The 12,864-nt window shown below is 71.4% G+C and carries 12 protein-coding genes; 10 read left to right on the top strand and 2 right to left on the bottom strand.

Annotated elements, in window-relative coordinates:
• Positions 1-120 precede the first annotated feature (120 nt).
• The 9 genes from DEJ30_RS02915 (at position 121) to aroB (ending at position 10,595) form a co-directional block, all read left to right on the top strand.
• Positions 121-1,473: a replication-associated recombination protein A gene (locus DEJ30_RS02915; RefSeq protein WP_110858982.1), complete on the top strand. Its 1,353-nt coding sequence runs from the start codon at positions 121-123 to the stop codon at positions 1,471-1,473.
• A 234-nt stretch (positions 1,474-1,707) separates the two neighbouring features.
• On the top strand, positions 1,708-2,337 hold the full coding sequence (gene rpsD, locus DEJ30_RS02910; RefSeq protein WP_017887166.1) for a 30S ribosomal protein S4: 630 nt from the start codon (positions 1,708-1,710) through the stop codon (positions 2,335-2,337).
• A gap of 236 nt (positions 2,338-2,573) precedes the next feature.
• Entirely contained in the window at positions 2,574-2,756 is a 183-nt protein-coding gene (locus DEJ30_RS02905) for a hypothetical protein (RefSeq protein WP_027465751.1), read from the top strand.
• A 59-nt stretch (positions 2,757-2,815) separates the two neighbouring features.
• The gene (gene alaS, locus DEJ30_RS02900; RefSeq protein ID WP_110858981.1) at positions 2,816-5,473 is read left to right on the top strand and encodes an alanine--tRNA ligase; all 2,658 of its coding nucleotides are present in this window, start codon (positions 2,816-2,818) and stop codon (positions 5,471-5,473) included.
• An 8-nt stretch (positions 5,474-5,481) separates the two neighbouring features.
• On the top strand, positions 5,482-5,925 hold the full coding sequence (gene ruvX, locus DEJ30_RS02895) for a Holliday junction resolvase RuvX (RefSeq protein WP_181419994.1): 444 nt from the start codon (positions 5,482-5,484) through the stop codon (positions 5,923-5,925).
• Between the two features lie 93 nt (positions 5,926-6,018).
• Positions 6,019-7,581 carry an endolytic transglycosylase MltG gene (gene mltG, locus DEJ30_RS02890; RefSeq protein ID WP_258369793.1) on the top strand — a complete coding sequence of 521 codons (1,563 nt, stop codon included), beginning with the start codon at positions 6,019-6,021 and terminating at the stop codon, positions 7,579-7,581.
• Between the two features lie 43 nt (positions 7,582-7,624).
• Positions 7,625-8,845, top strand: a complete 1,221-nt coding sequence (aroC, locus tag DEJ30_RS02885; protein ID WP_110858979.1) for a chorismate synthase — start codon at positions 7,625-7,627, stop codon at positions 8,843-8,845.
• Positions 8,842-9,501, top strand: a complete 660-nt coding sequence (locus DEJ30_RS02880; RefSeq protein ID WP_181419977.1) for a shikimate kinase — start codon at positions 8,842-8,844, stop codon at positions 9,499-9,501. Before aroC ends, DEJ30_RS02880 begins: the two co-directional genes overlap by 4 nt.
• Positions 9,498-10,595: a 3-dehydroquinate synthase gene (gene aroB / locus DEJ30_RS02875; protein ID WP_110858978.1), complete on the top strand. Its 1,098-nt coding sequence runs from the start codon at positions 9,498-9,500 to the stop codon at positions 10,593-10,595. Before DEJ30_RS02880 ends, aroB begins: the two co-directional genes overlap by 4 nt.
• A 9-nt stretch (positions 10,596-10,604) precedes the next feature.
• On the opposite strand, the gene DEJ30_RS02870 is transcribed toward aroB, so the two are convergent.
• Both DEJ30_RS02870 and DEJ30_RS18460 read right to left on the bottom strand, forming a co-directional pair.
• Complete coding sequence (locus DEJ30_RS02870) at positions 10,605-10,784, bottom strand: hypothetical protein (RefSeq protein ID WP_110858977.1); 180 nt, start codon at positions 10,782-10,784, stop codon at positions 10,605-10,607.
• Entirely contained in the window at positions 10,784-10,912 is a 129-nt protein-coding gene (locus DEJ30_RS18460; protein ID WP_258369792.1) for a hypothetical protein, read from the bottom strand. Before DEJ30_RS18460 ends, DEJ30_RS02870 begins: the two co-directional genes overlap by 1 nt.
• Before the next feature lie 158 nt (positions 10,913-11,070).
• On the opposite strand from DEJ30_RS18460, the gene DEJ30_RS02865 reads away from it, so the two are divergent.
• Positions 11,071-12,762, top strand: coding sequence for an AarF/ABC1/UbiB kinase family protein (locus DEJ30_RS02865; RefSeq protein WP_181419976.1), 1,692 nt, complete (start codon positions 11,071-11,073; stop codon positions 12,760-12,762).
• Positions 12,763-12,864 lie beyond the last annotated feature (102 nt).

The raw sequence follows: 12,864 nt of genomic DNA, 5'->3' as shown, positions 1-12,864 counted from the left end.
CTGCCCTCTCGTCGCAGTGTGCAACGAGCGTAGCCGAACGGTCGCCGCCACCAGTCGGGAGGCGCGGCCTGCGTCGGTGGACCGGCCTACGATTGCAGGATGGCAGCGGATCGTTCGGGAATGCACGCGCCCACCACGGGTGGTCGCGCCGGTCTCGCGCAGGGTTCCGTCCCACTCGCCGTCCGGATGCGCCCCACCAGCCTCGACGAGGTCGCCGGTCAGCAGCACCTGCTCGGCCGGGGTTCGCCCCTGGTGCAGCTCGCCACCGGCACGCGTGAGAACCCCGGCGGGGTCTCCGTGATCCTGTGGGGACCACCCGGAACCGGCAAGACCACGCTGGCGCAGGCCATCGCACGGCAGTCCGGTCGCGAGTTCGTCGAGCTCTCGGCCGTGACCGCCGGTGTGAAGGACGTGCGCGAGGTCATGGAGAAGGCGCTGACCCACCGTGACCTGTACGGGTCGACCACGGTGCTGTTCCTCGACGAGATCCACCGGTTCAGCAAGGCCCAGCAGGACGCCCTGCTGCCCGGCGTCGAGAACGGGTGGGTCATCCTCATCGCGGCCACCACCGAGAACCCGTCGTTCTCGGTCATCTCGCCGCTGCTGTCCCGTTCGCTGCTCCTGACGCTCAAACCGCTCACCGATCCCGACCTCGGCATGCTCGTCGACCGCGCGGTGGAAGACCCCCGCGGGCTCGGCGGTGCCGTCGTCCTCGGTGACGAAGCCCGCAGCGCGATCATCCGGCTCGCGTCCGGTGACGCCCGACGTGCCCTCACCGCGCTCGAGGCCGCGGCGGCGTCGGCCAGCGCCGCGCAGGACGAGGACGACGATACCGTGCCCGTCGTCGATGCCGACACCGTCGCGGCAGCGGTCGACCGGGCCCTGCTGCGCTACGACCGACAGGGCGACGAGCACTACGACGTCATCAGCGCGTTCATCAAGTCGGTGCGGGGGAGCGACGTCGACGCCGCCCTGCACTACCTCGCCCGGATGATCGAGGCCGGCGAGGACTCCCGGTTCATCGCGAGGCGGATCATCATCTCCGCGTCCGAGGACATCGGCATGGCCGATCCGCAGGCGCTGCCCATCGCCGTCGCGGCGGCCCAGGCCGTCCAGCTCATCGGGATGCCCGAGGGGCGGATCCCGCTGGCCGAGGCGGTCGTCTACCTGGCGACGGCGCCGAAGTCGAACGCCGCCTACAACGGGGTCAACCAGGCGATGGCCGACGTCAAGGCGGGGCGCATGGGCACGGTCCCGATGCACCTGCGCGACGCGCACTACGCCGGGGCGAAGCGCCTCGGGCACGGCAAGGGGTACGTCTACTCCCACGACGCCGAGCACGGGGTCGCCGAGCAGCAGTACCTGCCGGACGCACTCGAGGGCACCGAGTACTACACGCCGACTGCCAACGGGTACGAGCGCGAGGTCGGGCCGCGGCTCGAACGACTCCGGAAGATCACACGCGGCCACTAGCGTCGGTGCTTCTGCGCTCGCCCCGATGCTGCTAGCATTGCCGGGCCTACGTCCTGGTCCTCGAGCACGGCTGCGTCGAGGACAGAGTGCCACTCCGGTGGTACGGGGGCAGAGGTTCGGACTGTAGCCGTCCGATCCCACAGGCTCATCCCTCTGGATCCCGTCGTCGGGGCCACCGGCACTCGCGTGCCCGGCCTCCGGTGAGTATTCAGTTCGAACAGAGAAAAGGACCCTGTGTCTACCAAGTCACGTACCCGCAGCAAGACCCGCCTGTCGCGCGCACTCGGCATCCCGCTGACGCCGAAGGCTGCCCGTTACCTCGAGAAGCGCCCCTACGGGCCCGGTGAGCACGGCCGTACGCGCCGTCGTGCGGACAGCGACTACGCCGTCCGCCTCCGTGAGAAGCAGCGTCTGCGCGCCCAGTACGGCATCCGCGAGAAGCAGCTCCGCATCGTCTTCGAAGAGGCCCGCAAGACGAAGGGCCTGACCGGTGAGAACCTGGTCGAGCTCCTCGAGCAGCGCCTCGACGCCCTCGTGGTCCGTGCCGGCTTCGCCCGCACCACCGCGCAGGCCCGTCAGCTGATCGTGCACCGCCACATCCTCGTCGACGGCAAGCTCGTCGACCGCCCCTCCTTCCGCGTCAAGGAGGGCCAGCTGATCCACGTCAAGGCGAAGTCCGAGTCGATGGAGCCCTTCCAGGTCGCCGCTGCCGGTGGCCACCAGGAAGTCCTCCCGAAGGTCCCGGGCTACCTCGAGGTCGAGATCGAGAAGCTCCAGGCGCGCCTCGTGCGTCGCCCGAAGCGCGCCGAGGTCCCCGTGACCTGTGAAGTGCAGCTCGTCGTCGAGTACTACGCAGCTCGCTGATCCACTGATCACACCCGAACGGCGGGTCGTCCTCTCGAGGGCGACCCGCCGTTCGGCGTTCCGGCGCCGGAACACGCCGTCGTCTCGGCGAGGCGCCTCGGTGTGCGCGAGACGCCGTCGGTTTCGGCGGCGTCGCGCCGACACGACGGCGTCTTGCAGACGGGGACGCGCGGAAGTGCCCGGCGACTAAGCTTGTCCGGGCATGCACCGCCCGGGTGCACAGAGGGAGAGGCACCGTGAAACAGCTGTTCTTCGTCGCCGTCGGCATCGTCATCGGGTTCGCCGTCGCACACCGGGTCGCCCAGACCTCCGGTGGCGCCCGGCTCTTCGCCGAGGTGAACGCCAAGACGAAGGCCTTCACGGGTGCCGTCGCGGACGGCTACCGGTCGCGCGAGGCCGAGCTCCGTACCGACGTCTGAGCGCTCCGACCGAGCAGCCACGACCCTCCTCCACCCACGACCTGAACCCAGGAAGCACCATGCAGACCGCAGAGATCCGCCGCCGTTGGCTCCAGTACTTCGGTGACCGCGGCCACACCGTCGTCCCGTCCGCGTCCCTCGTCTCCGACGACCCGTCGCTCCTCTTCACGGTCGCCGGCATGGTGCCGTTCATCCCGTACCTGACGGGTCTCATCCCGGCGCCGTTCCCGCGGGCGACGAGCGTGCAGAAGTGCATCCGCACGAACGACATCGAAGAGGTCGGCAAGACCCCTCGCCACGGCACCTTCTTCCAGATGAACGGGAACTTCTCGTTCGGCGACTACTTCAAGGAGCAGGCGATCCAGTTCGCCTGGGAGTTCCTGACCAAGCCCGAGACCGACGGTGGGCTCGGCTTCTCACCCGACGACCTCTGGGTCACCGTCTACGAAGAGGACGACGAGGCGATCGGCTTCTGGAAGCAGCACTCCTCGCTGCCCGACGAGCGGATCCAGCGCCTCGGCAAGGACACCAACTACTGGTCGACCGGACAGCCCGGACCGGCGGGTCCCTGCTCGGAGATCTTCTTCGACCGTGGCCCCGAGTACGGCATCGACGGCGGCCCGGCGACGGACGACGACCGGTACGTCGAGATCTGGAACCTCGTCTTCATGCAGTACCAGATCGCCGACGTGCGGTCGAAGTACGACTTCGAGATCACCGGCGAGCTGCCGAACAAGAACATCGACACCGGCATGGGGCTCGAGCGCGTCGCCTTCATCAAGCAGGGCGTCGACAACATGTACGAGATCGACCAGGTGCGCCCGGTGCTCGACCGTGCGGCCGAGATCTCCGGCCGGCCCTACGGTGCCGTGCACGAGGACGACGTGCGGATGCGCGTCATCGCCGACCACGTCCGTTCCTCGCTGATGCTCATCGCCGACGGCGTGAGCCCGTCGAACGAGGGCCGCGGGTACATCCTCCGTCGGCTGCTCCGTCGCACCGTCCGCGCGATGCGCCTGCTCGGTGTCGAGGCCCCCACGTTCCCCGAGCTCTTCCCGGCGTCCCGCGACGCCATGCGCGACGCCTACCCCGAGGTGGCGTCCGACTACGACCGGATCTCCCGCATCGCCTACGCGGAAGAGGAGACCTTCCTCCGCACCCTGGCGCAGGGCACGACCATCCTGGACGTCGCGGTCGAGCGCGCGAAGCAGGACGGCGCCCCGTCGATCGGCGGCGACACGGCGTTCCTGCTGCACGACACGTTCGGGTTCCCCATCGACCTGACGATGGAGATGGCCGAGGAAGCCGGCGTGCACGTCGACCGCACGGCGTTCGAGACCCTGATGTCCGAGCAGCGTGCCCGGGCGAAGGCCGACGCGAAGAGCAAGAAGACCGCGATCGCCGACCTGAGCGTGTACAGCGCGTTCCGGGCGAAGGGCGAGACGACGTTCCTCGGCTACGACGCGCTCGAGGCCGAGACGCGCGTGCTCGGCATCATCGTCGGCGGCGTGAGCGTCGACCGTGCGGTCGCTGGTGACATCGCCGAGGTCATCCTCGGCGAGACCTCCCTGTACGCCGAGTCGGGTGGCCAGGACGCCGACCAGGGCTCGATCGTCGGCAACGGGTTCGACCTCGAGGTCCTCGACGTCCAGCGACCGGTCTCCGGGCTGTGGAGCCACACCGTGCAGGTCCGCTCCGGCGAGGTCGGTGTCGGCGACGCCGCGAGCACCGTCGTCGACGCGGAGTACCGCCGCGGTGCGACCCAGGCGCACTCCGCGACACACCTGGTCAACGCGGCCCTCCGCGACATCCTCGGCCCGGAGGCGCTGCAGGCCGGTTCGTACAACAAGTCCGGTTACATGCGCCTCGACTTCTCGTGGTCCCAGCCGGTCTCGCTCGAGACCCGCTCCGAGATCGAGGAGGTCGTGAACACCGCGATCCGCACCGATCTCGAGGTCTCCACGCGCATCCTGCCCATCGACGAGGCGAAGGCCCTCGGGGCGCAGGCCCTGTTCGGTGAGAAGTACGGCGCCGAGGTCCGCATGGTCGACATCGGCGGCCCGTGGTCCCGCGAGCTCTGCGGTGGCACGCACGTCGCCTCGAGCGCGCAGATCGGGCTCGTCAACCTGGTGGGGGAGTCGAGCGTCGGTTCGACGAACCGCCGCGTCGAGGCACTGGTCGGCCTCGAGGGGTTCCGCGACCTCGCCGTCGAGCGCACGATCGTGTCGCAGCTCTCCAGCGCGCTCAAGGCACCCCGTGCCGACCTGCCGGCCCGCGTCCAGAACCTGATGGAGGACCTCCGGTCCGCCCAGAAGAAGCTCGCCGAGTACGAGTCGGCGAACCTGCAGCAGCGCGTGCCCGCCATCGCCCGCAACGCCACGACCGTCGGCGCCACCACCGTGGTCGCCGAGACGGTCGACGGTCTGCAGTCCGGCGACGACCTGCGCTCGCTCGCCACCGGCGTGCGCGGCCAGCTCGGTGACGGCGCGGCCGTCGTCGTGCTCGGGGCGGTCGTCGGCGGCAAGCCGATCGTGATCGTCGCGACCAACGACGCCGCTCGTGCTGCGGGCGTGCAGGCGGGCCCCCTCGCGAAGGAGGCCGCCGGCGTGCTCGGTGGCGGTGGCGGCGGCAAGCCGGACCTGGCGCAGGGCGGCGGGACCGACGCGGCCGCGCTCCCCGCGGCGCTGCGTGCCGTGACCGCACGGCTCGCGGGCTGACCGTGGGCATCCGGTCTGGGCGGCGGCTCGGCGTGGACGTCGGGCGCGCCCGGATCGGGGTCGCCGTGTGCGACCGCGACGGTCTGCTGGCGACCCCGGTCGAGACCGTCCGTCGTGACGACTCGAAGGACCTCCGGCGGATCCTCGAGCTCGCGGACGAGTACGACGTGCTCGAGGTCGTCGTCGGGCTGCCCCTGTCGATGTCGGGTGGGGACACGGCCTCGACCGAGGACGCCCGCGTCTTCGCCGCCCGGATCGCGGCGCGTCGGCCGGTGCGCCTGGTCGACGAACGACTGTCGACCGTGACGGCCCAGCGGGGGCTGCACCACGCCGGCAAGAACACGAAGAAGTCCCGGGCCGTGATCGACCAAGCCGCCGCTGTTATCATTCTGCAACACGCGCTCGACCACGAGCGCAGTGCCGGTGCCCCTCCGGGCACCACGCTTCCCTGACAGGGCTGCCCGGTACCGCACATGGGTGCTCTCGTCGTCAGCTGCGAGGACGACGGTGCCCAGGTGGAGTTCCCGACCGAGAGACCGAGGACGTTGGCAGACGATCTGGACTGGAACGCGATCATCGCGCCCGGCAACGACGCCGAGCGGCGGAAGGCGACTTCCGACCGCACGACAGGCACCGATGACCGCGACGACGCTGGTCAGGTGACCCCACCCCCGGCGCCTCCGATGTCCCGACGCGAAGCCCGTGCCCTCGAGGCCGAACGAGCCCGTGTCGCAGCGATCGACGAGCCGCCGGTCCCCGAACGGACCACCGATGCGCCGGCAGCCGCACACGACGAACGCGCGGCGTCCCCCGCAGACGCGCCGATCGCCACCCGTCCCGAAGACCTGCACCCCGAGGTCGCCGCACTGCTGACCGGCGAGCTGCCGACGGAGCCCGGGGCGACCGCTGCCGGCGGCGGATCCGGGGCCGACGGGACGGACGACGGTGACGTGACCGGCGGCGGTGGCGCCGCGGGAGGCGGCGGCCGCGGAGGACGAGGCGGGGGAGGACGCGCCTCCAGGCCGCCCCGGGAGCCACGGCCGAAGCGCCGACGCGGACCGCTCATCGCGGGGCTCGTCATCGTCGCGGTCGTGCTCGCCGCCGGCGTCGGGGCGTACACCTTCGCCGCCCCCAAGATCCAGCAGCTCGTCGCGGCGATCAGCGGCGCGCAGGAGCCGGACGACTACACGGGCGACGGCACCTCGAAGGTGACCATCACCATCAAGCAGGGCGACATCGGCGAGAACGTCGCCGCGACGTTGCAGCGCAGCGGCGTCGTCAAGGACTCGAAGGTGTTCTACAAGCTCCTGCTGGCCTCGCCGGACGTGCAGTTCCAGCCCGGTTCGTACGCGCTGAAGAAGCAGATGAGCTCGAAGTCCGCGCTCGCGGCACTGCAGGACACGAAGAACCGCGTGCAGGCGTCGATCATCATCCCGGAGGGCACCGCTCTCGCCGACATCGAGGCCGGGATGGTCTCGAAGGCCGGCCTGACCGCGAAGGAGGTCGACGCGGCCGCGAAGGACCTGTCCGCCTACGACCTGCCGACCGGCGTCACGACGCTCGAGGGCTGGCTGTTCCCCGCGACCTACCCGATCAACCCGGGCTGGACCGCCGAGCAGTACTTCAAGTCGATGGTCGACACGATGAAGGAGCACCTGTCCGCAGCCGGCGTCAAGGAAGCCGACCAGGAGCGCACCATCGTCTTCGCGTCGCTGGTGCAGAAGGAAGCCGGCCTCGCGGCCGACTACCCCAAGGTCGCGCGGGTGTTCCAGAACCGCCTCGACCAGGGCATGCGCCTGCAGTCCGACGCCACCGTCGCCTACGGCACGGGCAACACGCACACCGTGACGACGACCGACGCCGAACGGGCCGACGAGTCGAACGCGTACAACACCTACGTGCACGAGGGGCTGCCGCCGGCACCGATCTCCAACCCCGGGGACATCGCGATCAAGGCCGTGACGAACGAGGCCCCGGGCAAGTGGCTGTACTTCGTGACGGTGAACCTGGAAACCGGCGAGACGGTGTTCTCGAACACCTACGACGAGCACCTCGTCGCGGTGAAGCAGTTCCAGGCGTGGCTCCGGGCGCACCCCGACTACCAGTAGGACGGCGACGTCGCACGGCGGTGCGCTGTGGGAGGATTGCGGCATGCTTCGTTGGTTGACTGCTGGTGAGTCCCACGGACCCGAACTGATCGCCATGCTCGAGGGCCTGCCCGCGGGTGTCCCGGTGTCGTTCGAGTCCATCCGTGCCGATCTGGCGCGCCGCAAGCTCGGCTACGGCCGTGGCTCGCGGATGAAGTTCGAGCAGGACGAGCTGCACGTGTCCGGCGGCGTCCGGCACGGCTACTCGCTCGGCAGCCCCATCGCGATCCGCATCGGCAACACCGAGTGGCCGAAGTGGGTCGAGGTCATGAACCCCGAGCCGATCGAGTCCACCGAGATGTCCCGCGGTCGGAGCGCCCCGCTGACCCGACCGCGTCCGGGTCACGCCGACCTGGTCGGCATGCAGAAGTACGGCTTCGACGAGGCCCGCCCGATCCTGGAGCGTGCGAGCGCCCGCGAGACCGCTGCCCGGGTGGCGCTCGGCGCCGTCGCGAAGTCGTTCCTGGCCGAACTCGGCATCCGCTCGGTGGCGCACACGCTGCAGGTCGGGACCGTCCGGGTCCCGGACGGCACGGACCTGCCGCTGCCCGACGACGTGGACCGCCTCGACGAGGACCAGCTGCGCTGCTTCGACGCCGAGACCTCCGCACGCATGGTCACCGAGGTCGAGGCCGCGAAGAAGGACGGCGACACCCTCGGCGGCGTCGTCGAGGTGCTGTTCTACGGCGTCCCGCCGGGCCTCGGCTCGCACGTGCACTGGGACCGCCGGCTCGATGCCCGCCTCGCCGCGGCGATCATGGGGATCCAGGCCATCAAGGGCGTCGAGGTCGGCGACGGCTTCGCGACCGCCGGGCGCCGGGGCTCCGCCGCCCACGACGAGCTGTACCGCGAGGACGGCGAGATCTACCGCACGAGCGACCGCGCCGGTGGGACCGAGGGCGGGATGTCCACGGGCACCGTGCTGCGGGTCCGCGCCGGCATGAAGCCGATCGCGACCATCCCGCACGCCCTGCACACGGTGGACGTCGTCTCCGGAGAGGACGCCTCGGCGCACCACCAGCGCTCGGACGTCTGCGCCGTGCCCGCGGCGGGTGTCGTCGCCGAGGCGATGGTGGCCCTGGTGCTCGCCGACGCGGTGCTCGAGAAGTTCGGCGGCGACAACGTCGTCGAGACGAAGCGCAACCTCGACGCCTACCTCGCCGCGATCCCGGAGACCCTGCGGACGCGCCGGACCGAGCCGTCGGCGACCTCGACCGACCTGTGAGCACCGACGTCGGACGCGCCGACGCGCCCGTGGTCGTCATCGGCCCGATGGGCGCCGGCAAGTCGAGCGTCGGCAAGCGGGTCGCGAAGGCGCTCGGCGTCCCGTTCACGGACACCGACCGGGTCATCGTGCGCGAGCACGGGCCGATCCCCGGGATCTTCGCCGACCGCGGTGAGCCGGCGTTCCGCGCGCTCGAAGCCGAGGCCGTCCGGGGAGCGCTCGCCATCGGCGGCGTGATCGCCGTGGGCGGGGGAGCCGTCACCCACGCGGACACCCGGCAGGCCCTGAGCGGGGCGCGCATCGTCCTGCTCACCGTGTCGCCCGAGGCCGTCGCCGACCGCATCGCCGGGTCCGACCGGCCGCTGCTGGCGAACGGCGGGATCGACGCCTGGCAGACGATCATGGACGAGCGGGCCGCCACCTACGCCGAGCTCGCGCACGTGGTGGTCGACACGTCTCGCCGGCCGATGTCCCGGGTGGTCGACGAGGTCGTCACGTGGCTGCGCAGCGACGCCGGCACCACCGAGCGCAGCGACGCAAACGCCTCCGAGCGCAACGGCACCACCACCACCGCGCCCGGCAGCACCACCACCGCGCCCGGCAGCACCACCACCGCGCCCGGCAGCGCGACCACCAGCACCGAAGGAGCACCGTGACCGAGTCGACCCTGCCCGCCGGGACCACCGAGATCCGGGTCGGCGGTGACGACGGCTACACGGTGGCCGTCGGCACGGACCTGCTCGGCGCCCTGCCCTCGATCCTGGGCCCGCGCGTCGCCAAGGTCCTCATCGTGCACTCGCCGACGCTCGGTGCCCGGGCGAACGAGCTCCGTGCGCTGCTGGTCGAGGCCGGGCTCGAAGCCCTGATCGCCGAGGTCCCCGACGCCGAGGGCGCCAAGCGCGTCGAGGTCGCGGCGTTCTGCTGGCAGATCATGGGGCAGGCGGACTTCACCCGCACCGACGCGGTCATCGGCCTCGGTGGCGGTGCCGTCACCGACCTGGCCGGCTTCGTCGCCGCGACCTGGCTGCGCGGTGTGCCGTACGTGGCCGTCCCGACCAGCGTGCTCGGCATGGTGGACGCCAGCGTCGGCGGGAAGACGGGCATCAACACGAACGAGGGCAAGAACCTGGTCGGCGCCTTCTCCGCCCCGCGTGCCGTCGTCGTGGACCTCGACCTCGCCCGCACGCTGCCGCGCAACGAGATCCTGACGGGCTTCGCGGAGATCGTGAAGGCCGGGTTCATCGCCGTACCCGAGATCCTGGACATCGTCGAGGCCGACGTCGACCGGGTGACCGACCCGACGACGCCGGAGTTCCGGCGGGTCGTCGAGCTCGCCATCGCGCTCAAGGCCGAGGTCGTCTCGGACGACTTCACCGAGCAGGGCCGACGCGAGATCCTGAACTACGGGCACACCCTCGGGCACGCGATCGAGCACGCCGAGCGGTACCAGTGGCGCCACGGGGCAGCGGTGTCGGTCGGCATGGTGTTCGCCGCCGAGCTCGCCCGACTCACGGGCCACCTGGACGACGCGACGGTCGACCGGCACCGGACGATCCTCGAGTCGCTCGACCTGCCGACCTCGTACGGCGTCGGGCGGTGGCAGGGGCTGCTCGCCACCATGCGTCGCGACAAGAAGGCCCGTGCCGGCATGCTGCGGTTCATCATCCTGGACGGCGTCGGCAAGCCCGTCGTGCTCGAGGGCCCCGAGGACCACCTGCTCTTCACCGCCTACCAGGAGGTCGGCGTCTAGCCACCTCGGTCAGCGCAGGACCCATCGGGTCCTGCGCCACCACCACGTGACACGCATCGAGACGGTGACCACACCGGTGCGCTGGGACTCCCGCCATTCGTCGACGGTGGCGCCGTGGTCCCAGGCGAAGAGGACGTCGTCGTCCTCGTCGATGTCCGGAGCGTCCGGAAGCGGTCGCAGGGTCGACATCAGCCGGGTCCTTCCTGCTCGGTCTGGCCGTCGGGCGGTGTGCGGCCGGACGCCGGACGTCTGCGGAGCGCGCGCCCGGCGAGTCGGCTCTCGAGTTCGCGGAGCACAGTCGTCAGTGCTGTCTCCACGGCACGAGTGTCCGCCGCAGGACCGAGGCCAGCGCCGGGCCCGCGCCGACCTGTGGAAGCCGCGCCGGGCCTCCAGGCTGTGGAGGAGGACGGGGCGACGCGACGGACCGGGCCACCCGCACGCTGCGGACCCAGCGCCGGGGAGCAGACTGGCGGGCGTGCCCACCCCACCCCGACTGAGCGACCTCTCCGGCCCGCGCGATGCCGACACCGGCACCCTGCGCTCCCGTGGTCGACGCTTCACCGAACTCCTCTCGATCGCCCGCCGCCACCACCTGGTGCCGTTCCGTCGTCTCGACTTCTCGCACGACCCGGCCACGTCGGACCTGCGTCGCGACCAGGCCGAGCACCTGCGCCGGGCGCTCGAGGAAGCCGGTGGCGGGTTCGTGAAGATGGGCCAGCTGCTCTCCACCCGCGACGACCTGCTGCCCGAGGAGTGGACCGAGGGACTCGCCCACCTGCAGCGGAACGTCACGGCGGCGCCGGCGGACGAGGTCCGTGCGCTCCTCGAGCAGGAGCTCGGTGCCCCGGTCGACCAGGTCTTCGCGACCTTCGACCAGGTGCCCGTCGCAGCGGCGTCCATCGCGCAGGTGCACCGCGCCCGGCTGCCCGACGGCACCGCGGTCGCCGTCAAGGTGCAGCGGCCGGGGATCGACGCCGCGGTGCGCCGCGACGTCGACATCGCGCTGCGGGTCGTCCGGTTCATGGCCCGGTGGTCGACCGAGGCGCGACAGGTCGGCGTGCAGGACATCGCGGGCCAGTACGCGGACGACCTGATCCGGCAGGTCGACTTCGTCTCGGAGCTCCGGAACCTCACGGCGCTGCGTGCTGCCCAGGCCCGCAGCGCGCGTCCGGACGAGGTCCGGTTCCCGGACCCCTACCCGGACCTGTCCGGCCGGCGTGTGCTCGTGATGGAGTTCCTGGAGGGCGACACGCTCAGCGCGATCCGCGCCGAGCGTTCCGAGCGCGACCTCGACGCGCCGATGCGCGCGATCCTCCGCGCCTTCCTGCGCCAGGTCGTCTTCGACGGCCTGTACCACGCGGACCTGCACCCGGGGAACGTCCTGGTGCTGCCCGACGGGCGGCCCGCGTTGATCGACTTCGGATCGGTCGGGAGGCTCGACCCGGGTCTCCGGGACACGGTCCAGGACCTGTTGGCCGCCTACCTGCAGGACGACACGTCGCGGATCGCCGATGCGGTCCTGCGGATGGCGCCCGTGCGCGATGCGCACGACGAGCCCGACTTCCGTCGGGACATCGCCCGCTTCGTCGCGGACGAGCTCGGCCCGGGTGCGCGCATCGGTGTCGACACCGTGGACGACGCGGTCGAGGTCTTCGGGCGGTACCGGTTGAAGCCGCCGCCGGACTTCGTCGCCGCGGCTCGTGCCCTGGCCATCTTCGAGGGCACGCTCCGCACGCTCGCACCGTCGTTCGACCTGCTCGAGGAGTCCCGCGGACTCGCCCGGGAGCAGATCACCGACCAGCTCCGGCCGGGCAAGCTCCGGGACCTCGCGGCGAAGGAGCTGCTCGGCGTCGTGTCGGCGGCACGACGCCTGCCCCGCCGGGTGGACCGCATCGGCGAGGCGATCGAGACCGGACGGTTCACGGTGAACATCCGGCTCTTCGCGGACAGCCGCGACCGGCAGCTCGTGTCCGGCATGATCCGGCGCATCCTGCTCGTGCTGCTCGGCGCGGGGGCGGGGATCCTGGCGATCGTCTACCTGGCGCTGCCGGCACGACCGACGGCGGCCCTGTCCACCGGGGTCGCGGGCGGATTGCTCGGGGGAGCGGCGGTGGCGCTGCTCGGCTGGGCGGCGATCGACGCCTGGCTCGCCCGACGGCGACGCTGACCGCGGCGCGCACCGCTGCGGTCGCCGGGCGGGCGTCCGCTACACTCGTCCGGGGCCGTCCGCGGCTCGAGGACACTTCACAACACGACCGAACGGGACACC

The sequence above is a fragment of the Curtobacterium sp. MCPF17_003 genome (genome assembly GCF_003224385.1).
Lineage (GTDB): Bacteria > Actinomycetota > Actinomycetes > Actinomycetales > Microbacteriaceae > Curtobacterium > Curtobacterium flaccumfaciens.
Note: the sequence above shows the minus strand (reverse complement) of the source record. Positions and strands in the feature narration are given on the sequence as shown.